Origin of the sequence: Corynebacterium sp. 51B (assembly GCF_008930785.1) — a bacterium.
In the GTDB taxonomy this organism is placed as follows: Bacteria; Actinomycetota; Actinomycetes; order Mycobacteriales; family Mycobacteriaceae; genus Corynebacterium; species Corynebacterium megadyptis.
This window is the reverse complement of the sequence record NZ_PQMK01000003.1, coordinates 199521-221920: the sequence shown is the minus strand read 5'-3', so window position 1 is coordinate 221920 and position 22400 is coordinate 199521. Positions and strand designations below refer to the sequence as shown.

Here is a 22400-nt window from a genome sequence, read left to right as displayed (position 1 = left end):
CGGCGCGTGCGCTAGCACGAGGATTCTATGATCACGTTCGAGAACGTCACGAAAACCTACCCAGCCCGTGAGGGGGATAACACCGCCCCCGCGGTCAGTAACTTCTCGCTATCGATCCCGAGCGGCAAAACCACCGTTTTTGTGGGCTCCTCCGGCTCTGGAAAAACGACCCTGCTGCGCATGATTAATCGCATGGTCACGCCCACCAGCGGCCGCGTGCTTATCGACGGCAACTCGGTGGCAGATCGTGACCCTGTTGAGCTGCGCCGCTCTATTGGTTATGTCATGCAGGCCTCGGGTCTGCTCCCCCACCGAACGATTGCGGAGAATATCGCCACGGTGCCGCGCCTCGAGGGGGCGTCGAAAAGCGAAGGGCGCGAACTCGCTGCACCGCTGATGACGCTGCTCGGGCTGGACACGGGATTGCTCGATCGTTACCCGAGTGAGCTCTCGGGCGGTCAGGCGCAGCGCGTCGGAGTGGCGCGGGCGCTGGCCCACGACCCCAATATTTTGCTCATGGATGAGCCCTTCGGCGCTGTGGATCCGCTGGTGCGGCGGGAGCTGCAAGACCAGTTGCTTGATCTCCAGCAACGCCTGCACAAGACAATTGTGCTGGTGACCCACGATATGCAGGAGGCTATTGCGCTGGGCGATCAGGTGGTGGTGCTGCGTACCTCCGCGGAGATCGCGCAGGTGGGCACCCCCACGGAGATCGTGCGCGAGCCCGCCGATGAGTTCGTGAAGAAATTCCTGGGCATGCACACCAACACGGTGCACATTGAGCAGCGTGATGGGCAGCAGATCGTGGTGGATCACCTCGGCCGGGTCCAAGGGATCGTGGGGTAGATGAATCTGTCGTGGATAGCGGACAACCTGGGCTATATCGCGGGTCTCGCCGGCCAGCACGCGATGCTGGCGGTGCCGGCGATCGTGGCGAGCTTCGTGTTGGCCTTGCCTTTTGGCTTTTGGCAGCGGTCCTATCCCACCGCGCGGGAGCTACTCATCGGTGCGGTGGGCTTGCTCTATGCGGTGCCCAGTTTGGCGCTTTTTATCGTGATGCCCCTGCTCTTGGGAACCTCGGTGCTCTCGCCAATAAACGTGGTGGTGGCGATGATTCTCTATGGGCTGGCCCTGCAGATTCGCAGTACCACGGATGCTTTCGCCTCGGTGCCGCTGGCGCCGGTGCAGGCCGCAGAGGCCGTGGGGTATAGCCGGTGGCAGCGCCTGCTGCAGGTGGAGTTTCCCCTAGCCCTGCCAGTGCTGATCGCCGGGCTGCGGGTGGTATCGGCGTCAACGATTTCGCTGATCTCGGTCGGGGCGCTCATCGGCGTGCAGTCTCTCGGCACCTTGTTCACCAATGGTTTCCAGCGGGCCTTTCCCACCGAGATTCTGGCGGGGGTCCTCGGCACGGTGGTGTTGGCCGTGGTCTTTGATCTCATCATCGTGGCTATCGGCCGGATGTGTACGCCCTGGGTGCGTGCCTCTCAGCAAGGGGGTGTGGGCTGATGAGTCCTGTAGCAGCGGCTTTGCAACAGATCACGAGCGCTGAGTATTGGACTGGATCCACCGGTTTTGGCGCGCGGGTGCTCGAGCATATGGAGCTGACCCTGTTCACCATGATGTTCACGCTTGCGATTGGTTTGCCTGTGGGTATCTGGTTGGGAGTGCGCGCCCACCGTACCGGCCGGACTGGCACCAGCATCGTCGCCGCACTGGGGGCGTTGCGAGCGTTGCCCACGCTGGGACTTGTCACCTGGCTGACCTTGATTATTCCCCTCGGCATCTCTATGCCCACGATTCCCGCAGTGATCGTGTTGGTGATTCTCGCGGTGCCGCCGGTGGTGGCGGGGGCCTATTCTGGCATCGCCGCCATCGAGCACAGTGTGGTGGATGCGGCGGTCGCCCTGGGGCATTCGCCCTGGCAGTCGCTGCGGGCGGTACATCTGCCGCTGGCGCTGCCCACAATCATCGGTGGCATACGCTCCGCCACCGTCCAGGTCCTCGCCACCGCCACGGTCGCGGCTTATATCGGTTTGGGTGGGCTCGGCCGTCCGCTTATCGACGGCTTGGCCCTGCGGGATTATCCGCAGATGCTCGCCGGAGCCATTCTGGTGATTGCACTGGCGTGGATAGTGGACATGCTTCTCGCCGTGGTCCAACGCGCCGCCCGTCCGCGCACCTAGGCCGCCACCTCGTTGTCCACCGCTGGGGCCAGCGTGGCCCAGGGTGCATCTGCACAGTTCAGCGATATTTTCACCAACAATAAAACTCAGCGACTGTTAAACTAAGCAGTTGTGCTGCAGTGTGCCGAGCGCCGAAATTGCCCTGTCACCGGCTATCAGCGGTGGGTGTGGCTTCCATTTCTCGATCACCGATATTCCCGTGGATAGAGATCCATGTGCGCGCGCAATCGGTGGACGCCGAGTATGCCGGGGTGATCCTCGGCGCGGCTGTATCGCGTGTTTATCCCTTATGTGCAGGGACCATCACTCAGGTGAACTCAGTACTGTGGAGGTAGTGAGTATGTCCCAAGAGAATTATTAGAGAAAGTAGAGCAGATGAACATCAATTCCCGTCTTGTGAGCATGACTGCGGTCGTGAGCGCGAGCGCCCTCGTACTGGCTGGCTGCGGAGCCGGCAATGATCCCCTCGATGGACAGGGCTCGGATGGCGAGAAGAACTCGGACCGGGACCGCGGCACCATCGTTATTGGTACGGCGAACTTTCCCGAGTCGGAGCTGATCGGACAGCTCTGGGCGGAGGCGCTGCGCACGCAGAGCATCGATGTCGAGGTGAAGTCCGGCATTGGTTCCCGCGAGGTGTATATCAAGGCAATCGAGGAAGGCTCGATCGATCTGGTGCCCGAGTACTCCGGAAACCTGGCGATGTACTTGGCTGGCGATGAGGATGCGGTGACCGTGGGCATGTCCAGCGAGGAGGTGCTCGATGCGTTGAAGGAGGTAACTCCCAAGAATCTTGCTGTGGGCGAGGCCGCCGAGGCGCAGTCGAAGGATTCCTACCGCGTCACCCCCGAGGTGGCCCAAGAATATGATCTGAAGAGCCTCGAGGATCTCCGCTCTGTCCCGGAGATTGTTGTCGCGGGCAACCCGGAGCTCGCCGAGCGTCCTTATGGCCCGAAGGGGCTGAGCGAGTTCTATGGCGTGGAGGAATCCTCCATGGAATTCAAGGCCATCTCTGATGGTGGTGGCCCGCTGACGGTGAAGGCTTTGACCGATGGGGCGGCCACGATCGCCGATATTTATACCACCTCTCCGGTGCTCAATAGCGAGGGCGAGGAGATCAATCTGGTGATGCTTGATGATCCCAAGGGGATGATCCTGCCGCAGAATATTGTGCCGCTGATGGCCAAGGGACGGCTGGGCCGCGAGGCGCGAGAGACCATTGCCTGGGTCAACCGCACGCTCACGACGGAGAAACTCACTGAGCTGAATAAGCGCAATGTGGGCCCCGATAAGGAAGATCCCGCGAAGATCGCCCGTGAGTACACCCAGGAAGTGTTCTAGACACACACCATTCCTGCCTGAGACCCTGCCCCGCCACACGGGGTGGGGTCTTTGTGCTGTGACATGGGGGAATACGCTTGTAAGCAAGCATTCATGCGCGGGCTAGCGCCCGGTCAGCGGTGGTTTACCCACCTGAGCTAGGAATAACACTCATGAACATTTCAGTACTGGGCACCGGGTATCTCGGGGCAACGCACGCGGCATGCATGGCAGAGCTTGGCTTTTCTGTGGTGGGCGTGGACATTGATGAAGACAAGATCGCGGCGCTATCGGCGGGGCGAGCACCTTTTTATGAGCCGGGGCTCGGCGCTATTCTGCGCCGCGCCATCGACAAGGACCGGCTCTGCTTTTCCACCGACATGAGCGCGGCGGCCCAGGCGAATGTTCATTTCATCGCAGTAGGCACCCCACAGGCCAAGGGCTCCTTTGCCGCCGATACCTCAGCGGTGGAGGGGGTGCTGCGTGAGCTGGTGCCGCATCTCGAGGGCGAGCATGTGGTGATCGGGAAATCAACTGTGCCAGTGGGCACGGCGGCGCGCTTGCAAAAAATGGCGGATGATCTCGCCGGAGACCGCGCCCGCGTGGAGGTGTGCTGGAATCCAGAGTTTTTGCGAGAAGGCTATGCGGTGCACGACACCATCACCCCGGATCGCATCGTGCTCGGTATGGCGCGCCCTGATTCCTCGGCTCGCGCCGTGGTGGAGAACATCTATGCCCAAGCCCTCGAGGCGGGCACCCCGTTGATTGTGACGGATCTGGCGACGGCGGAATTGGTGAAGGTGGCGGCGAATGCTTTCCTGGCTACCAAGATTTCCTTTATCAACGCCGTCTCTGAAGTGTGTGAGGTTGCGGGCGCGGACATCACCGATGTGGCCGATGCGCTGGGCTACGATAACCGCATTGGCCGGCGCTTTTTGAACGCCGGGTTGGGCTTTGGCGGCGGCTGCCTGCCGAAGGATATTCGCGCTTTCATGGCTCGCGCCGGCGAGCTCGGCGCCAATGAGGCGCTCACCTTTTTGCGCGAGGTCGATGCCATCAACATGCGGCGCCGCGATCACTTGGTGCAGGTAGTCAAGCGGGCATGTGGCGGATCGCTGATCGGGCAGAATATCGGGGTGCTCGGCTGCGCCTTTAAACCCCATAGCGATGATGTGCGCGATTCTCCTTCCCTCGCCGTGGCGGGTGCGTTGTCGCTGGGCGGGGCGGAAGTCAGCGTCTATGACCCTCAAGCCATGGATAATGCCCGCGCAGTCTTTCCCACGTTGCACTATTCACGCGATGCGCGCGAGGCGCTGGCGGGTGCCGATTGCGTGGTGGTGGCGACTGAGTGGCCGGAGTTTATGGAGCTCGATCCGCGTGAGGCGGCAGTGTTGGTGCGCACCCCTCGGCTGGTCGATGGCCGCAATGTGATGGATCGGCAGGCGTGGGCTGCGGCAGGGTGGAGCGTGCATGCGCTGGGGCGCCCCAGCTTGGAGCCGGGATCGGTATGAAGAGGAGCTAGGCAGTCGCGCCACCCTCGGCGATAGCGTCCTAGTCGCGCCGGCGCTGCTCATCCTCGCGGTGCGGCCCCACAGTCAAGGCCGCAATGCCGGTGGTAATCGGCACCGCCAGGCAGAGGGCGAGGGCACCCACGGCAGAGCGCATGAGCTCGGTGGACATAATGTCCGAGGTGAGAGTGTTGCTCAGCGGGCGATCCGCCACGGAGAGCAACAGCAGTAGCGGCAGCGCCGCGCCAGTATAGGACAGCACCAAGGTGTACACCATCGAAGCGATGTGATCGCGCCCCACCCGCATGGCGGAGGTGAATACCTGCCATGGAGTGTTGCGCGGATTGAGCTCATAGAGCTCGTTCACCGTGGAGGCTTGGGCAATGGTCACGTCATTGAGCACACCCAATGCGCCGATGATGAAGCCGCACAACATCAACCCCGGCACCGTCACATCGGGCAGGTAGAGCTGAATCAGCAGATTGTCCTCATCACCCAAACCACGAATACCGGTGGTACTAATCGCATAGCGGCCCAACAGCGCTGCTATGAGCAAGGCGGTGAGGGTGCCGCCCAAGGCGGCCGAGGACTTCCAGTTCAAGCCGTGTACCAGGTAGATCACGATGAACAATACGAGCGCTCCGGTGACCACCGATAGCCACAGCGGATCGCCGCCGTGCAGCAAGCTGGGCAGCAAGAACACGGCGATGACCACCAAGCTCACGCTCAGCCCCACCAGCGCCCGCATGCCGCGCCAGCCGCCGATAACCACAAAGCCGAGAGCGGTCAGAAGCGTCCAGACGAGGATCGGGGTCCCGCGTTGAAAATCGGAGAACGCATACTGGGTGCCGCCATTGGGGGTGTCATTAACCAGCAGGCGAATCTGATCGCCCACCTGCAGCTCCGGATCGCCAGGCAGATTGTTGGTGATCAGCAAGGTGCGCATCCCGGCGTCATCGCCGGAGGTGAGATCCACGATTGAGTGGGTACAGGTGTGGTTCGGCTCGACGGGGCGGGCGGAATCACGACTCGGCGCCCCAGGCGCGGTGGGGCCATTGGGTGCGGGCGGTGGCGTTGGCGCTGCCGGAGCAGCCGGAGCGGCCGCGGGGGCAGTTTCAAACACCTGCCCCGAGCCGGGCGCATCACAGGCCCCCTCTTGGACCACGGCGACGGTGCCATCGACCTGCTTGTGCGCGAGCGGGACGGAGAGGCTGAACCCTTCAGCGATGCTCGGCTTCTCAGCGGAGGGCCAGAGCAGCACGGTGCCGATCACCGTCAATAGTGCAGTCAGCGCCAAAGCCCCAGCGAGGATCTTCTGCGCCATGCTGAACTGCGCCGCGCTACCGGCACTGCTGGCTGGTCGCTTGGATTCCGAATGCCGCGAGTGTCTGCCCATAGTTGAAAAGACTACCTTCCTGCTGTGCAGGAAATAACCCCCGCAGCAGTGCAGCGCCGCAGCGGTGGGGCCGCCCCCGGTGAACAATCACCGACAGCAGCAACCCCGCCCATCCCGCGCGCGGCGGAGTGGACGGGGCGCGAGGCGACCGCTGCGATAGGCGGCCGCCGCGGACGTTATTGCTTATAGCTGGCGAGGAAATTGCCGAGGCGGTCGATCGCTTCCTCCAGGCCGCTGGGCCAGGGGAGGGTGACCACGCGGAAGTGATCGGGCTCCGGCCAGTTAAAGCCGGTGCCCTGCACCATCAGGATCTTCTCCTTGCGCAGCAGATCCAGCATCAACTTGGTGTCATCGTGAATGTCGTAGACATTGCGATCGATCTTCGGAAACGCGTACAGCGCACCCATGGGCTTGACCACGGAGATACCGGGGATCTCGTTGAGCTTCTCATAGGCCACATTGCGCTGGCGCAGCAGCCGGCCGCCCTCCGCGGTGAGGGAGTAGATGGACTGCCGTCCGCCCAACGCCACCTGGATGGCGTGCTGGGCGGGCACATTCGGGCACAGGCGCGTTCCCGCCAACAGGTCGAGGCCCTCGATGAAGCCCTCGGCGTGATCCTTCGGGCCGGTCAGCACCATCCAGCCGGCGCGATAGCCGGCCACGCGATAGGCCTTGGACAGGCCGTTGTAGGTGATGCACAGCAGATCGGGGCACAAGGAGGCGATGGAGATGTGCTGGGCGTCGTCGTAGAGAATGCGGTCGTAGATCTCATCGGCCAGCACCAGCAGCTGGTGCTCGCGGGCGATGTCGGCGATCTTATTCAGTACCTCACGGGAGTACACCGCGCCCGTGGGGTTATTCGGGTTGATCACCACGATCGCTTTGGTCTTTTCCGTGATCTTGGACTCGATATCCTCGATCGACGGCTGCCACTCGTTTTCCTCATCGCACAGATAGTGCACCGGGGTGCCGCCGGCGAGGGAGGTGGCGGCCGTCCACAGGGGGTAATCCGGGGAGGGGATGAGCACCTCGTCGCCATCATTCAACAGCGCCTGGGTGGTCATGGTGATCAGCTCGGAAACACCATTGCCCAAGTAGACATCGTCGACATCGAACTCGGGGAAACCGTGGATCATCTCATAGCGCGTCACGATTGCGCGGCGCGCCGGGATCACTCCCTTGGAGGTGGAATAGCCTTGGGCGCTCGGCAGTGCGGCAATCATGTCGCGCATGATCACGTCCGGGGCTTCGAAACCGAACACAGCGGGGTTGCCGGTGTTCAGCTTCAGGATGCGGTGACCATCCATCTCGAGGCGCTCGGCCTCCGCTGCCACCGGACCGCGAATCTCGTATAGGACGTCTTTGAGTTTCTCGGACTGGTCGAACTCGCGGCGCTTCACGTCGGGGCGACGCTCGTCGCGGGGCTGATGGGTGTCATTGCTCATTGTTCCATCATGCCACTGGCCTCCGGCGCAGGAAAGTGCTGTGGGGAATCTGTGGGGCAGAATCGCCGATGGTCACAGAGGGTGGCGTCGATAAGCGCTTGGGAGCTAGGAGCGGAACACGGCGTCGCGGATCTCGGGCACCTGAACCACGTTCTCACTATCACGGAAATGGCCGGTACCTGCGACGATGGTGGGTTCCACGGCCAGATGGGCGGCCACCTCATCGCTGGCGGTGGCCGGCACGAGGGAGTCATTATCGGAGCGAATCACCGCGATAGAGGCGACCCGTTCACGAATTTTCTCCCACTCCACCTCCTCGCAGAAGGCACGGATCTCCGCAGGTGTGCCCTCATAGGGGCGGGCAAAGGGGGCAACCAGCACCAACGTCCCGAGCGACCACTCAGAGGTGTCGCGCGTGAGATAGCGCAGCGCCGTGATCCCGCCGAGAGAGTGCGTCACCAGCCCCATCGAGGTATCGAGTTCCGGCAGCTGCCGGTCGAGCACATCCTGCCACTGGCTCGGCACGGGCGCATCGGGGGAGGGAAAAGCCACCGCATCCAGCACGGCGCCGCGCATGATCCCCTCCAGCTTCAGCCACTGAAACAAACGCTTCTGTGGCGAACTGTGGAAACCGTGGAGGGCGTAGACAGAGCGGATAGGGGCTACCGGCTGGGCAGTTTCGAGCGACATAGCAACGACTGTACCCAGCCGCCGCGGCTATGTCTCCGTGCCGTCCTCGGAGTCGTCGTGCTGTGCGCTTGTCGACGTATCACTGCCCGCATCCCGGCCCGTCACCGGTTGTGGCACGGCGGGTGGGGGAGCGGTAGGCGCGGGCACCGCCGGCTGCGGGACAGCTGGTTGCGGGGTTGCTGGCTTGGGGGTTGCGGCCTTTGGCGTTGCCGGCTTGGGGGTTGCTGCCTTGGGCGCTGCGGCGTTCGGTGTGGCCGGCGTTGGGGCGGCCGGTTTCGGGGTGGCTGGCGTCGGCGTTGCAGGTTTCGGCACCGCCGGCGTGGGTGCTGCCGCTGGGGGAGTAACTGCCTTGGGTACGGCAGGCTGAGGAGTTGCGGCCTTTGGGGCGGCTGGTGCTGGCGCTGCTGCTTTCGGCGTCGCCGGTTGGGGCACGGCAGGTTGCGGAGTTGCTGCCTTCGGGGTTGCAGGTGCCGGTGTCGCGGGTTTCGGAACTGCGGGCGTTGGTACTGCTTCCTTCGGCGTCGCCGGTTGAGGCACCGCCGGCTTGGGGGTTGCCGACTGTGGTGTTGCTGGGGTTGCTGCCTTGGGCACGGCTGCTTTTGGCGTGGCCGGCGTTGGTACTGCTGCCTTCGGGGTCGCCGGTTTCGGGGTGGCCGGCGTGGGCACAGCTGCTTGCGGAGTAGCCGGCTTGGGCGCTGCTGCCTTCGGCGTCGCTGGCGTGGGCGCGGCGGGCCGTGCCGCCGGCGGAGTTGCAGCCTTCGGTGCTGCCGGGGTCGGCGCGGCAGGCGTCGGGGTAGCCGGAGTCTGCCCCGCATCCTCGGCGGCGTGGGATTCTGGGCCGGGAAGAGGTGCGTTCTTCGTGGCAGACCGCGGTGCGGCCACACGGGTGGGCCGCTCGAGGAACGCCTTGGGGCGAGCGGGCGGCAGCGCGCCGTCGATGGTGATGGAATCGCGCATCAGCTGGGCGACATCCTTAATCACGGGGGCGTTGCCCTGCTTGTTGGCGGTGGCTTTCACCCCGGCACCCAGCATGGTGTTACAGAAGGGGCAGCCCACGGCGATGGTCTCGGCGCCGGTAGCCACGGCCTCGGCTGCGCGGTTATCACTGATGCGTTGGCCGATGTTTTCTTCCATGAACATGCGGGCGCCACCGGCGCCGCAGCAGAAGCCATCGTCGCGGTTGCGCGGCATCTCCCGCAGCTCCATGCCGGTGGATGCGAGCAGCTCACGCGGCGGATCAAATACCTTATTATGGCGCCCCAAAAAGCAGGGGTCGTGGTAGGTGAGGGGGCGACGGTTCTCCGGGCCGCGGGGCACCGGGGTGATCAGCTTCTCGCGCACCAAGCGGTTGAGCAGCTGGGTGTGGTGGAACACGTCATAGTGGCCGTCGAAGTCCGGGTATTCATTGCGCAGCGTGTTAAAGCAGTGGGCGCAGCTGGTGATGATCTTGCGCTGCCGCGGCGGCACACCATCAAATACTTGGTTGAGAGTGCTCACATTCTGCTCGGCGAGGGTCTGGAAGAGCAGCTCATTGCCGGCGCGGCGCGCCGGGTCGCCCGTGCAGGTTTCGTCCTGGGCGAGCACCGCGAACTTCACCCCGGCCGTATGCAGCAGCTCCACGATGGCGCGCGAGGTTGCCACACCGTCCTCGTCGAGGGAGCCGGCGCAGCCCACCCACAGCAGATATTCGGTGTCGGAAAAATCGGCGACATCCTCGCCAAAGATCGGCACCTCGATACCGTCCTTGCGGGCGCGCTCAATCCACGCACGACGATCGCGGGAATTGCGCCCCCACGGGTTGCCCTTGTTCTCCAGGTTCTTAAACAGCCCCGTCAGCTCGGAGGGGAAGGCGGACTCCTCGAGCACCTGGTAGCGGCGCAAGTTGGCCACGTGGTCGATGTGCTCAATATCCACGGGGCACTGCTCAACGCAGGCGCCACAGTTGGTGCACGACCACAGCACATCCTCAGTCACGGCCTGGTTGGCGCCGACGAGCTTCAGCACATCCACGCCGTCGTGGCTGTCCTCTGGAGTGAGATCGGCGTGGAGGGCGGCGTCGCGAAGCGACATCATGAGTAGCTTCGGCGAAAGGGGCTTCTCGGTGTTCCACGCGGGACACGCCGCTTGGCAGCGGCCGCATTCGGTGCAGGTGGCCGAATCGAGCAGCATCTTCCATGAGGCATCGCCGACGGTGCCGGTGCCGAGGCTGGCAGGTTCGCTCTGCTCGAGATCGGCGAGCCGGAGAGGGCGCGGGCCATCCATCAGGGGGCTGAGCGCACCAAGGGAGGGACTGCCGTCGTAGTTGCGGCTAAAGAAAAGATTGAAGAATGCGAGAATGCGGTGCCAGGACACGCCCCAATGCAGGTTGCGTCCCACCACGATCAGCCACGTCATGCCGGTGAGCAGCTTGAATAGGGCGAAACCGCTGACCATGAGCGGTGCGGCCGGCAGCAGCTGGGATAGGGGACCGGTTACCCAGTCTGTCCACGGGGAATAACCGCCATAGGTGGCAATGGCGCCGGCCTTGACCAGCAGAATACCGAGGCCTTCGAGGAAGACCACTGCCTCCACGAAATGCGCGGCGGTGGCGTTGGAGCCATAGAAACGATCGACGCGGTTCGCGCGGCCCACGCGTAGGCGAGTGATGAACAGAAAGAGGATGCCCACGACCGTACCCAGCCCGAGGACTTCCTCGAGCAGCCGGTAGACGCGCAGCTCATGCAGCCACGGCCAGCCGCCGGCGGGATTAAAGGTTTGGATATAGGCCTCAAACCAGACCACCACACCAAATAAGAACCCCACCATCACCAGCCAGTGGGCAATCGCCACTGCGGGTTTGGGCATCATTTCGCCGTGCCCGAACACCTTGCGCAGCACCTGGAAGGCACGGCTAAAGGGGCGATCGGTGCGGGTAGTGGTGGGCGTGCCCCGGGAGACGAAGCGGACAATGCGCCAGCACCCGTGCAGAAATACCGCCCATGCGGGCAATGACAGCACGACGCCCGCAATCCCCAAAAGGGTAGTCATGGTTGTTTCCCGTTCAGCTTCGGCAGTAGTCCCTCGCATTTTAGCTTTAGGACGCCGCCATGCGGTTGTCAGCACTGCCTAAGCGATACGCCCAGACTCGGCGCGAGAACTCACTAAGCTGGAGGGGAGGAAACACCACGACAGCGATGTCACTAGCGAAGGATCCAGAGAAAAAACGATGCCCAACATTATTTGGCAGATTTATCCACTCGGCTTCACCGGCGCCCCCGTGCGCCCCAGCGAGGGAGAGCGCGAGACCACCCCGCGGCTGCGCCATATCTGTAATTGGCTGGACTATGCCGCCGCGATCGGCGCGGACACCATTCTGCTGAACCCGATCTTCGAATCCACCACCCACGGCTATGACACCATCGACCATCGAAAGATCGATACCCGCCTCGGCACGGATGAGGACTTCGATCACCTGGTGAAGGTGTGCCGCGAGAAGAACCTTGAGCTGGTGCTCGACGGGGTGTTTAACCACGTCGCTGAAAGCCACGAGTTGGCCACCGCGGGGCATGTCAGCGGCGGCGACTTTGAAGGACACGGCGATCTGCTGGAGCTGGACCACTCTTCCCCCGAGGTGGAGGACTATGTGGTGGATGTGATGTGCCACTGGCTCGAGCGCGGCATCTCTGGGTGGCGCCTCGACGCCGTGTATGCCACCGATCCGGAGTTCTTTGCCCGCGTCACCACCCAGGTGCGCGAGCGTTTCCCGCACGCGTGGTTCGTGGGCGAGATGATTCACGGCGACTACAACGACTATGTGGCCAAGGCACATCTGGACTCGATCACTCAATACGAGCTGTGGAAAGCCATCTGGAGCTCCATCAAGGATCGGAACTTCTACGAGCTGGAGTGGACGCTGAAACGCAACGCCGAGCTCACCTTCACACCGATGACCTTCGTGGGCAATCACGACACCACCCGCATCGCCAGCCAGGTGGGGGAGCACGGTGCCGCTATCGCCGCTGTGTTGCTCTACACCCTGCCGGGTATCCCCGCCATCTACTATGGCGATGAACAGGGCTTTACCGGGGTGAAAGAGGAGCGAGTTGGCGGCGACGATGCCGTGCGGCCCACCGTCCCCGGCTCCCCGGAGGAGCTACACGAGATCGGGAAGTGGATGTATGCGCTGCATGAGCAGCTAGGACGGCGTCGACAAGCCCAGCCCTGGATCAAGGACGCCCAGGTAGAGATCACCGATATCGACAACGCGGTGCTCGCCTATCGGGTATTTGATGAGAACAACAGCATGAACGTGCGCGTGGAGCTGGACCCGCCGCGGGCAGAGATCGACGGCGAATCCGTGGGGCTCTAGGGATGGTGGGGTACGGCCGCGGCAGGGAAGAATCCCGCGGTGCTGATCGCGGTTCTTGCTAGAATCCAACTCTATGACGCACATCGTAGAGTCCCGGCCCCTCATTGTTTCCGCAACGAAAGAGGAGGCCGCTTATCTGCCCGAGGATGTGCCGGTACTGGTCACCGGCATCGGCACCCTCGCCGCCGCAATCAAGCTCACCGCCCTGCTCGCCGAGGCCCGCGCCGAAGGGCGCAGCCCCTCGCGCATCATCAATATCGGCACCGCGGGTGGCCTCAAGGACGGCGTCTCTGGCGTATTCGAGATCGCCACCGTGTTCAAGCATGATCTCGACCGCGATGTCTTTGAAGACGCCACCGGCCGCGGCTGGGGCGAGCCCTATGAGCTGAAGAAGGTCGGCCCGCTGCCCGCAGCGGGGCTGGCCACCGGCGATAGCTTTATTCGCGACTCCGAGACGCGCGCCCGGCTGGGCCACTATGCCGAGCTGGTCGATATGGAGGGCGTCGCCTTCGTGGAGGTCGCGCGCTTCTTCGATATTCCAATCACCCTGCTCAAGCAGGTCAGCGACTCTGCAGACGAGAACGCCGCCACCACATGGTTCGACGTGGTCGATCACAGCGCCAAGGAGATCGCCGCCGTGGTGGGGGATTATCTCTAAAAGCTGCGGCCAGCAGGCTAGGCCCCAGTGACCTAGCCCAAGCGCGAGGCGTCCTGCTTGCAGGACACCTGCGCGGTGGCGCACGAAAAAGCACCGCCGGAGAGTACGTTTCCGGCGGTGCTGTGTAGCGAGGAGGTTAGTCCTCGTCGTCCTGGCTCTTCTTTGCCTCCTTGGTGGACTGCAAGGAGTTTTCCTTGCGGGTGCCCAAGGCCAGCATCTTCTGCCGGATGGTCTCGAAGCTTTGCAGGCCTTCCGATGATTGATCGCCCTTGGCGGTGGCGATCTCGATATCGTCGGCGGTGATCTCGCCGGCGCGCAGCGCCACCAGATCAGAGTGATAGCGCAGCCAGACCGCGATGGTCGCTGCCACCGGCACGGCCAAGAAGGCGCCAATGATGCCGAAGAGGGTAGAGCCCACGGTCACCGACAGCAGCACGATCACGGGGTGCAGGTTCATGGCCTTGGACTGCAGGATCGGGGAGAGCACATTGCCCTCCAGCTGCTGCACGATGAGGATCAGCGCCAGCACGGCAATGGCCGTGCCCACACCATTGGACACCAGCGCAATCAGCACCGCGATCGTGCCGGCAGAGATCGCACCCACGATGGGGATGAAGCCGGCGAAGAAGGTGATGGTGGCCAAGGCCAAGGCCAGCGGTACCTGCAGAATGAGCAGGCCGGCGCCGATGAGCACGGCATCCACCAGCGACACGATGGCCTGGGCGCGGATGAAGCCCGCGAGGGTATTCCAGGTGCGGGTGAGCACCTCGCTCAAGTGCCAGCCGGCGTTGTGCCCGGCATAGCGGCGCACGAAGGGCAGGAAACCGGTGCCGTCCTTGAGGAAGAAGAAGGTGAGCACGAGCATCACCACGAAAGTGACTGCGATGGAGGAGGCGGCAGACAAACCGCTGAACACGCCCGAGGTGATCTGGCTGGACTGCTGCTGCAGCCGCGAGGTCACCTGGTCCATCAGCCCATCGAATTGCTCCAGCCGCAGATTCAGCGGCGGGCCCTGGACCCAGTCGATGAGTTGATCTGCGCCGCGGCGTGCCTCTTTCCACAGCACTTGGCTTTGCGACGTAATGCTCGGGGCGATGGCAGCAATAACCCCACCGAAGACCGCAAAGAAGCCCAGAATCACCAGCAACGCGGACAGCCCAGCGGGAACCTTTTTGCTGCGAAGCCAGCGCACCGGCGGCCACAGCACCGTGCAGAGGAGGATAGCCAAGAGAATCGGGAGCAAACCGACCCAGATTTTGGCCAGACCGAACCACAGCAGGGTGGCGGCAATCACAAGAATGACGAAGCGCAGGGCCCATCCGGCCAGCCAGCGGCCATCTGAGCCGAGAATCGCGCCGCGATCAACCTCGTCGCTGGATTCCTCGCCGCCCTCGCTCAGCGGTGCGGGGCCGGGATTAGCCGCCGAAGTATCGCTGGCGCGCTCTGTGGCCGTGGAGCCAGAGTGGCCGGACTGCGCCGCCTCTGCTTGAGTGGCCGCGTGGCGCGGGCGATGATCCACATCGTGGAAGGTGTCGGTGGCCTCGTCGAGGCCATCGTAGGGCTTATCGTTCATTCCATCTCTTTCGCAGTGGGACGCGACATCGGACATAAAGGTCGTTCACGCGCGCTAGACAACCGAGCGCGGATATCGCGTTAAGGGAATAAAAGGCTGCTCAGAGTAATCACAGGGCGTTCCATGTGCTGGGAATGGGAGCAGCGTAAGACACATTCTATGGACTAGTCCAGCACAACGCTAAATGGAGCGAGCAGTACGAGTTAGGGTGCGCGCCCTCGTGGGCGGGGCCGGCGGCACGCTGTGGAGCGCCGTCGAGCGCTGAGGAGCGTTGTGGCGATAGCACGCGCCCCGCCATAGCCTGTCCCGAGTAGGTGGCAGGTGATGGCGGGGCCGAATGGTCGAGGCGAGAGCCCAGACTAGAGGACCATGGCTGCGATCCAGCCTGCGGCCATGAGCGGCAGGTTGAAGTGCAAGAAGGTGGGGATCACCGAGTCGCGGATGTGATCGTGCTGGCCATCGGCGTTCAAACCGGCCGTGGGACCAAGGGTGGAGTCCGAGGCAGGCGAGCCGGCATCACCCAGTGCACCGGCGGTGCCGATGATGGCCACCGTGGCCAGCGGGGAGAAGCCCAGCTCCATGCACAGCGGAACGTAGATGGTGGCGATGATCGGCAGGGTAGAGAAGGAGGAGCCGATACCCATGGTGACCACCAGGCCCACGGCCAGCATGACGATCGCGGCCACGCCCTGGTTGCTGCCGAAGGCATTGGTGGCGTCTTCCACCAGGGTGGTCACGTGCCCGGTTTCCTTCATCACCGCGGCAAAGCCCTGGGCGGAGATCATGATGAAGCCGATGATGGCCATCATCTTCATGCCATCGGTAAAGACATCATCGGCCTCATTCCACTTCACCGCGCCGGTGATGAGGATGATGGACAGGCCCACCAAGGCGCCGACCAGCAGGGAGTTGGATTCGGCGCCCATGGCCTGCATGACCACCTGGATGGCGAAGGTGGCCACGATGGCGATGAGGGCCACGATGATCTGATAGGTGCTGGCCCGCGGGGTGGTGGCGGATTCCACCTCCACCTCAGTGACGGCGGGTGCCGCCGTGGAGCCGGTGGCCGGGGTGGAGGGCTGGGTGCGGGTTTCTGCGGGGCGGGAGGTGTCCTCGCCAAGAACCGGCAGATCCTCATAGTGGCGGCGGCCGCGGTAGCTGATAAAGAGGGCGATGAGCAGACCGATGAGCATGCCGAGCGCCGGGATGCCCATGGCTTGCATGATGTTGATCCCCGAGGTGTCCATGCCGGCGTCTTGAATATTGCCCAGCAGGATGTCATTGAGGAAGATATTGCCGAAGCCCACCGGCAGGAACATGTAGGTGGTGACGAGGCCGAAGGTCAGCGTGGTCGCCACCGCGCGACGGTCCAAGCCGATGCGGTTGAACACGGTGAGCAGCGGCGGGATGAGTAGCGGAATAAAGGCGATGTGCACCGGGATGAGGTTCTGTGACATCACCGCCATGGCGAAGATACCGAGGATCAGCGCCCACTTGGTGGTGGTTTCTGCCCGCTCAGAGGCCTCGCCGGCCGAGCGATCCATTTTCGTGATGATCCAGTCCGCCAACATCTTGGGCAGACCGGTGCTGGCGATGGCCATGGCGAAGGCGCCGAGCAGCGCATAGCTGAGCGCGATACTGGCACCGCCCGCCAAGCCGTCCTGGAAGGCGAGCATGGTGCCATCGACTCCCAGACCACCAATCAGTCCACCGACGAGAGCGCCGATGAAGAGGGCAAGCACGACATGGACGCGGCTGACGGCCAAGACCAGCATGACGATGACCGCAACTAATACTGCATTCACGCGACTGATCTTAGAGTAGCTTTATCTATTTCTTAGGATTCACCCCTTGATGGGGCACGGGCGTGACGGGCGTCTCCTCCGCGCTGGGGCTTTCTTGGGATAGAGGCCGGTAGAGCACCCACAACACCGCGATGCAGGCCACGGTCCACCACAGGTAGCTATTGCCCATCACGTGCCAGAAGATGTTCCACTCCCCGCCGAACTCGGGAATGGGAGTAAAAGCCTTCGGGTCGAGCAGGAAGCAGAAGAAACCCACAGCGGCAAAGACTTTCCAGACAACGCGCATCCGGCTGCTGAAGCTATCGAGGGCGGCGGGATGCGTCACCCGCAGGGTCACGGCGATAACCAGTAGCGGAATCCATACCCAGTGGTGGGTCCAGGACACCGGGCTGGCCAGCAATGCGATGAAGCTATTGGCCGCCAGGGCTGCGAAGGGGGCCTGGGCGCGGAAGAGTCGCACCATCAGCGCGGCCACCACCGCGATGGTGATGAGGGCGAGCAGCAGCCACAGCGTGGAGCCGGAGCTGTCATCGCGCAGCCCCGCCCGCCACAACGCGCCGTTGAAGGACTGGTTGGCAGGGAAATCCATGTTGCCTATGCGCCCCGTGGAGGAGAGCGTATCTAGCCAGTAGGTGCGCGAATCCTGCGGCAGAATCGCCCACGCAATCCCCGTAAGCCCCAAAGTGCCGGCCCCCATGCGCAGAATCGAGGCCCAGTCGCGCTGCAGCAAAAACCAGAGACCAAAGACCGCTGGGGTGAGCTTGATGGCCACGGCGGCGCCGGTGAGCACGCCGCGCCAGCGCCGCGGCAGAACCATGGTGTCCACGATGATCAGCGCGATGAGGAAAATATTGATCTGCCCGTAGACCACGGTGGACCAGATGGGGCCGATCGGCACCAGCGCTGCCGTGGTGGCGAGTGCGAGCCATGATCCGGTGGAGGAATCCACGGCGGCGAAGCGGGTGATGATCAGCCGCGTCAGCGCGAAGAGCACGGCCACATTGGCGAGGGTGATACACAGCGACGCCACCGTGTGCGAACCGAAGGTGAGCGGCACAAAGAGCAGCGCCGAGATCGGCGGATAGGTGAAGGGCAACACCACATCCGGGGTGATCTGAAACGCCCCGCTATACAGCTCCTGGCCGTCGAGCACCCGCTGGGCGCCCACACGGTAGACCTCCATGTCCACGCGATAGCGCAGGCCGTGGCCATTATAAAAGGCATAGATGAGGGACGCGGTCATCATCAGTGCGAAGACCACCTTGTGCCATCGCGAAAAAGAGATATGGCGAGGTGTGCCCGACGCGGCTGTGGCGGAGAGCGCGCCGCGATCGGCAGGGCTAAGGGCGGGGAGCATCGGCAACGAACCTTCAGGGATGTCACGAATTACGACTGAGCCCTTATATTAAGCCACATCGATAGCTCCGAGGGATGGCTTGTGAGCAAGCAGGGCGGCGTCGATAAGCGTCGGCGGGATCACTGGCACAGAGGGGACCCCAGTACATGGGTTCGTGGGTGGGCGTGGTATAAGGCGATTTTTCACAGGCCGATTCATGCTCTACCCTTTACCTAGCATGTGGACGAACCTCTTCGCCGATAAGGACCGCGTATTTTCTAGGCCCGCGAACGGTCGAAGGGGTTATTTCACGTCCGACGACTGTATACCTTGTGATCCCACTCCATCCGCCGCGCCAAAAGAAAAGAAGTAGATGACAGCTCAGGACTTGCAGGCCGACGATCGCGCTAGTGAGCAGACCCGCGTTAGCGAGCCTGCTGCTGGGGTGAACGGTGCGACCGTTCTTTTTGTTGGGGCTGGCCCCGGCAACCCCGAGCTGCTCACCGTGCGGGCGCGCGATGTGCTGAGCCACACCGTCTACGCCTTGGTTGATGAGGTGGTACTGCCGGGCGTGCGCGATATTGTGGGGCAGTCGCTGAGCGTGCCGCAGGCCAAGATCGATCAGTGGAATGCGGATTATGAGGCCGCCTGCGCCGCCGCGAAGGCCAAGGGGGCGCGCCGCAAGCCGCCGCAGCCGCCGCAGCCCGGGGCAGGGGAGATCACCGAGGTCACCGCTATTATCGACGCCGCCTCGCAGGAGGATTCGGCCGCCGAGCCCAGTGTGCACGCCAGTGTGGATTGGCTCGAGGAAAAGGTGCGCCAGGGTCATGACGTGATCCGGCTCGTGGCCGGTAATCCGCTGTCTAATGATCACACCCTGCGGGAGATCAACGAGGTCTCGCGCCGCGGCATCGAATTCCAGGTAGTGCCGGGCATGTCGCTGCCGGCGACCGTGCCTTCTTTCGCCGGTATCGCCACGGGATCGACCTATACCGAAACCGATGTGGCCGCCACCGATGTGGACTGGGATCAGCTGGCCGAGGCGCCGCAGCCGCTGGTACTCACCGCCACCCAGGATGATCTGGCCACCATCGCCACCGAGCTGAGCGAGCGCGGCATGGCCGCCAATACCCCGGTATCGGTGACGGTGCACGGCACCACGCGCCTGCAGCGCACCCACGACACCCAGCTGAACACGCTCGGCAAGCTCAACGGGGAATTCCCCGGCCAGCTCGTGGTCACGATCGGGCGCGGCGTGGATGCCCGCTCGAAATACTCCTGGTGGGAGACCCGCCCGCTCTACGGGTGGCGCGTGCTGGTGCCGCGAGCGAAGGCGCAGGCCGCGGACATGTCCACCCGCCTGGCCAGCCACGGCGCTATCCCCCAAGAAGTGCCCACCATCTCGCTGGAGCCGCCGCGCAACCCCGCCCAGATGGAGCGCGCCGTCAAGGGCATTGTGGAGGGCCGCTACCAGTGGATCGTGCTCACCAGCGTCAATGCCGTGGACGCGCTGTGGTCGAAGCTGCAAGAGTTCGGCCTCGATGCCCGCGATCTCGCTGGGGTGCGCATCGCCGCGGTTGGGAAAAAGACCGCGGCAGCCATCCGCGTCTGGGGTATTAGCCCCGAGCTGATGCCGCACGAGAAGCACCAGAACGCCCATGGCTTGGTGGAGGTATTCCCCGAGTATGACGAGGACCTCGACCCCGTGGGTCGGGTGCTGCTGCCGCGCGCCGACATTGCCACCGATGTGCTGGTGGATGGCCTTAAGGCCAAGTTCTGGGACGTTGATGATGTGGTGGCCTACCGCACCGTGCGGGCAGCCCCGCCCTCGGCAGAGGTCCGCGACATGATCAAAACGGGCGGCTTCGATGCCGTGTGCTTCACCTCCTCGTCCACGGTGCGCAATCTTGTCGGAATCGCTGGTAAGCCGCATCAGCGCACCATCATTGCCTGCATTGGTCCGATGGCGGCCGCCACCGCTAAGGAGCTGGGGCTGCGCGTGGATGTGGTGCCGGAGGAAGCGAGCGTGCATAACGTGGTGGACGCCTTGGCCGATCACGTTGCCCAGTTGCGGGCCACTGACCAGCTGCCGCCACCGCGAAAGAAGCGGCGTAGTCGGAAGAAAGCAACGAAGAAGTAGACAGGCGCGCGGGTGGTCCCCCGCGCGCTGTCGCGCGTTAAGGTAGGAAGCATGTCTGAGTTTTCCGAGAATACTGCTGGGGCCCGCGATGCACACTACGATGCCGGACTGCTCCGCCGTCCGCGCCGTCTGCGCAGCTCATCGGCTATGCGTGAGCTTGTGGCCGAGACCCGCTTGCACCCGAGTGATCTGATCTTGCCGATGTTTATCGCCGATAAGATCGACGCGCCGAATGAAATTTCTTCCATGCCGGGGGTGTACCAGCACACGGAAAACTCCCTGCTGCACGCCGTCGAGGACGCCGCCGAGGCGGGGGTGCGCTGCATCGACCTCTTCGGTGTTCCGGTGGAGGACAGCAAAGACCACAACGGCTCGCAGAGCTGGGCCGAGGACGGCATCCTCAACCGCGGAGTGCGGGCAGTGCGGGAGCGCTTCGGCGACGATGTGCTGGTCATGGCCGATACCTGCCTCGATGAGTTCACCGATCACGGCCACTGTGGGGTGCTCACCACTGATCGCTTCGGCGCCACCGTGGTGGATAATGACGCCACCCTGCCCTGCTATCAGCGCATGGCCGTGGCCCAAGCCGAGGCGGGTGCCCACATTGTGAGCCCCTCCGGCATGATGGATGGCCAAATTTCCGCCATCCGCGCGGCCCTCGATGCCGCCGGCTTCCAGGACGTGGCCATCATGGCCTACTCCGCCAAATACGCCTCCGCCTTCTTCGGTCCCTTCCGCGACGCCGTGGGTTCTTCCCTGCAGGGGGATCGCCGCACCTATCAGCAGGATCCCGCGAACTTCCGCGAATCCCTGCTGGAGGTGGATCTGGATGTGGCAGAAGGCGCCGACTTCGTGATGGTCAAGCCCGCGCTGCCCTATCTGGATGTGCTGGCCGCCGTCAAGGAGCGTGTGGAGGTGCCTGTGGCCGCCTACCAAGTCTCTGGCGAGTACTCCATGATTCACGCTGCCGCCCGCAATAACTGGATTGATCTTGACGCCGTGATGATGGAATCCGCCCTGTCCATTAAGCGCGCCGGCGCCGACCAGATTCTCACCTACTTTGCCGTGGACCTCGCCCGCCGCTGCGGCTAAAGGCGAGACCAGACACCCTAGAGCCAGATAGGTCAGCTGTGCACAACCACACCCCAGCACCACCACCCAGCAGCCCCGGCGGGATGGGCGGCCAGCCTGCACCTGGCGGCCAGCCTGTTCCTGGCGGCCAGCCCGTTCCTGGCGGCCAGCCCGTCCCCGATGCGCCGCCGCCAGAGCGCCCCAGCGGACTCAGCGAGCCGGAGCGCCAGCCGCAGCCGCCGCAACCGGAGCGCCCCGGTGATCGCAGCCCGCGCACCCCGCGCCGCGGCCCCTCGCGTCCTTGGGACGCAAAGCCGGATCCCCAGCCCTCCCAGGGGCCGGTGGGGCCAGGTAGCGATCAGCGCCAGCAGCCACCACGGGGTGGGCGCCGCGCCGAGCCTGAATCGAAGGAGCGGCCGGAATCGATCGATCTTGCCGTCAAGGTGTGGTGGGTGCTGATTATCGCCGAGGTACTGCGGCATGTGGTGCTGGTGCTCACCACCGCCATGAACCCCCGCGAGGTCGCCTCCCAGGTGATCGCCACCATGGACTCGGAGCAAGTGTCCCAGCTGGAGAACCTCGGGGATACCGCCCTGAATCTGGCGGTGATCGGCTACTACGTGGTCATCATGCTCTTCGCCTTCGCAATCCTGGCCATTGTGGCGTGGATGGTGAATGTGATCGCCCGTGCTCGGGAGAAAGCGCCCAGCGCGAAGCGGCTGCTCACCTTCTTTGGCATCTACTTCACCATTCGGGCGCTGTTCGTGTTCTTCTCTCCACCGCCGCTGTCCGATCCGAACTCGGTGCAATTCCTCATCGACGGCTCCCTGCAAATTGTGGTGGGCGTGGCCGCGGTTCTGGGCCTGGTGTTCTTCTCCCGCCCCGAGTCGAAGACGTGGATCGAGCCCACAGAGACCGAGCGCTAGC

At 63.6% G+C, this 22400-nt stretch carries 17 protein-coding genes; 10 read left to right on the top strand and 7 right to left on the bottom strand.

The features are described from left to right. Nucleotides 1–27 precede the first annotated feature (27 nt). The 5 genes from GBB14_RS05400 to GBB14_RS05380 all read left to right on the top strand — a co-directional run bounded on the left by GBB14_RS05400 (nt 28) and on the right by GBB14_RS05380 (nt 5014). Nucleotides 28–846, top strand: a complete 819-nt coding sequence (locus tag GBB14_RS05400; protein WP_151529345.1) for an ATP-binding cassette domain-containing protein — start codon at nt 28–30, stop codon at nt 844–846. After that, on the top strand, nt 847–1506 hold the full coding sequence (locus GBB14_RS05395) for an ABC transporter permease (protein WP_151529344.1): 660 nt from the start codon (nt 847–849) through the stop codon (nt 1504–1506). Continuing rightward, the gene (locus tag GBB14_RS05390; protein ID WP_151529343.1) at nt 1506–2183 is read left to right on the top strand and encodes an ABC transporter permease; all 678 of its coding nucleotides are present in this window, start codon (nt 1506–1508) and stop codon (nt 2181–2183) included. Before GBB14_RS05395 ends, GBB14_RS05390 begins: the two co-directional genes overlap by 1 nt. Before the next feature lie 375 nt (nt 2184–2558). After that, nucleotides 2559–3524 carry an ABC transporter substrate-binding protein gene (locus GBB14_RS05385; protein ID WP_225976593.1) on the top strand — a complete coding sequence of 322 codons (966 nt, stop codon included), beginning with the start codon at nt 2559–2561 and terminating at the stop codon, nt 3522–3524. A 152-nt stretch (nt 3525–3676) separates the two neighbouring features. After that, nucleotides 3677–5014, top strand: a complete 1338-nt coding sequence (locus tag GBB14_RS05380) for a UDP-glucose/GDP-mannose dehydrogenase family protein (RefSeq protein WP_192796180.1) — start codon at nt 3677–3679, stop codon at nt 5012–5014. Nucleotides 5015–5054: 40 nt separating this feature from the next. On the opposite strand, the gene GBB14_RS05375 is transcribed toward GBB14_RS05380, so the two are convergent. The 4 genes from GBB14_RS05375 to GBB14_RS05360 form a co-directional block, all read right to left on the bottom strand. Then, complete coding sequence (locus tag GBB14_RS05375; protein WP_151529342.1) at nt 5055–6407, bottom strand: YibE/F family protein; 1353 nt, start codon at nt 6405–6407, stop codon at nt 5055–5057. Nucleotides 6408–6583: 176 nt separating this feature from the next. Beyond that, nucleotides 6584–7852, bottom strand: coding sequence for a pyridoxal phosphate-dependent aminotransferase (locus GBB14_RS05370; protein WP_151529341.1), 1269 nt, complete (start codon nt 7850–7852; stop codon nt 6584–6586). 105 nt (nt 7853–7957) lie between these two features. Next, nucleotides 7958–8542 carry an alpha/beta hydrolase gene (locus tag GBB14_RS05365; RefSeq protein WP_151529340.1) on the bottom strand — a complete coding sequence of 195 codons (585 nt, stop codon included), beginning with the start codon at nt 8540–8542 and terminating at the stop codon, nt 7958–7960. A gap of 27 nt (nt 8543–8569) precedes the next feature. Further along, nucleotides 8570–11569 (bottom strand): (Fe-S)-binding protein, encoded by a 3000-nt coding sequence (locus GBB14_RS05360; protein WP_151529339.1) that lies wholly within the window; start codon nt 11567–11569, stop codon nt 8570–8572. A gap of 178 nt (nt 11570–11747) precedes the next feature. Between GBB14_RS05360 and GBB14_RS05355 the strand changes: the two genes are divergently transcribed. Continuing rightward, a complete protein-coding gene (locus GBB14_RS05355) occupies nt 11748–12890 on the top strand; it encodes an alpha-amylase family glycosyl hydrolase (RefSeq protein ID WP_151529338.1) in 1143 nt (380 codons plus the stop codon). A gap of 73 nt (nt 12891–12963) precedes the next feature. Beyond that, nucleotides 12964–13548 carry a nucleosidase gene (locus GBB14_RS05350; RefSeq protein ID WP_151529337.1) on the top strand — a complete coding sequence of 195 codons (585 nt, stop codon included), beginning with the start codon at nt 12964–12966 and terminating at the stop codon, nt 13546–13548. A 136-nt stretch (nt 13549–13684) separates the two neighbouring features. Here GBB14_RS05350 and GBB14_RS05345 read toward each other — a convergent pair whose 3' ends face one another. From GBB14_RS05345 to GBB14_RS05335, 3 genes are all read right to left on the bottom strand, one after another. Then, nucleotides 13685–15121, bottom strand: a complete 1437-nt coding sequence (locus GBB14_RS05345) for an AI-2E family transporter (protein WP_151529336.1) — start codon at nt 15119–15121, stop codon at nt 13685–13687. Between the two features lie 359 nt (nt 15122–15480). Then, nucleotides 15481–16926, bottom strand: coding sequence for a Na+/H+ antiporter family protein (locus GBB14_RS05340; RefSeq protein WP_151529335.1), 1446 nt, complete (start codon nt 16924–16926; stop codon nt 15481–15483). Between the two features lie 25 nt (nt 16927–16951). After that, nucleotides 16952–18172, bottom strand: a complete 1221-nt coding sequence (locus GBB14_RS05335; RefSeq protein ID WP_225976592.1) for a glycosyltransferase 87 family protein — start codon at nt 18170–18172, stop codon at nt 16952–16954. Nucleotides 18173–18635: 463 nt separating this feature from the next. On the opposite strand from GBB14_RS05335, the gene GBB14_RS05330 reads away from it, so the two are divergent. From GBB14_RS05330 to GBB14_RS05320, 3 genes are read left to right on the top strand one after another with little or no spacing between them, the layout of a single operon-like run. Beyond that, nucleotides 18636–20402, top strand: a complete 1767-nt coding sequence (locus GBB14_RS05330; protein WP_151529333.1) for a uroporphyrinogen-III synthase — start codon at nt 18636–18638, stop codon at nt 20400–20402. 51 nt (nt 20403–20453) lie between these two features. Then, a complete protein-coding gene (gene hemB / locus GBB14_RS05325) occupies nt 20454–21494 on the top strand; it encodes a porphobilinogen synthase (RefSeq protein ID WP_151529332.1) in 1041 nt (346 codons plus the stop codon). A 38-nt stretch (nt 21495–21532) separates the two neighbouring features. Beyond that, nucleotides 21533–22399, top strand: coding sequence for a hypothetical protein (locus GBB14_RS05320; protein ID WP_151529331.1), 867 nt, complete (start codon nt 21533–21535; stop codon nt 22397–22399). Nucleotide 22400: the final 1 nt, after the last annotated feature.

Bases quoted from the DNA above. Each gene is read 5' to 3' on its own strand.
- GBB14_RS05360 (WP_151529339.1), bottom strand. From the start codon at position 11,569: ATGACTACCCTTTTGGGGATTGCGGGCGTCGTGCTGTCATTGCCCGCA.
- GBB14_RS05350 (WP_151529337.1), top strand. From the start codon at position 12,964: ATGACGCACATCGTAGAGTCCCGGCCCCTCATTGTTTCCGCAACGAAA.
- GBB14_RS05370 (WP_151529341.1), bottom strand. From the start codon at position 7,852: ATGAGCAATGACACCCATCAGCCCCGCGACGAGCGTCGCCCCGACGTG.
- GBB14_RS05395 (WP_151529344.1), top strand. From the start codon at position 847: ATGAATCTGTCGTGGATAGCGGACAACCTGGGCTATATCGCGGGTCTC.
- GBB14_RS05400 (WP_151529345.1), top strand. From the start codon at position 28: ATGATCACGTTCGAGAACGTCACGAAAACCTACCCAGCCCGTGAGGGG.
- GBB14_RS05385 (WP_225976593.1), top strand. From the start codon at position 2,559: ATGAACATCAATTCCCGTCTTGTGAGCATGACTGCGGTCGTGAGCGCG.
- GBB14_RS05355 (WP_151529338.1), top strand. From the start codon at position 11,748: ATGCCCAACATTATTTGGCAGATTTATCCACTCGGCTTCACCGGCGCC.
- GBB14_RS05330 (WP_151529333.1), top strand. From the start codon at position 18,636: ATGACAGCTCAGGACTTGCAGGCCGACGATCGCGCTAGTGAGCAGACC.
- hemB (WP_151529332.1), top strand. From the start codon at position 20,454: ATGTCTGAGTTTTCCGAGAATACTGCTGGGGCCCGCGATGCACACTAC.
- GBB14_RS05365 (WP_151529340.1), bottom strand. From the start codon at position 8,542: ATGTCGCTCGAAACTGCCCAGCCGGTAGCCCCTATCCGCTCTGTCTAC.
- GBB14_RS05390 (WP_151529343.1), top strand. From the start codon at position 1,506: ATGAGTCCTGTAGCAGCGGCTTTGCAACAGATCACGAGCGCTGAGTAT.
- GBB14_RS05335 (WP_225976592.1), bottom strand. From the start codon at position 18,172: ATGATGACCGCGTCCCTCATCTATGCCTTTTATAATGGCCACGGCCTG.
- GBB14_RS05345 (WP_151529336.1), bottom strand. From the start codon at position 15,121: ATGAACGATAAGCCCTACGATGGCCTCGACGAGGCCACCGACACCTTC.
- GBB14_RS05380 (WP_192796180.1), top strand. From the start codon at position 3,677: ATGAACATTTCAGTACTGGGCACCGGGTATCTCGGGGCAACGCACGCG.
- GBB14_RS05375 (WP_151529342.1), bottom strand. From the start codon at position 6,407: ATGGGCAGACACTCGCGGCATTCGGAATCCAAGCGACCAGCCAGCAGT.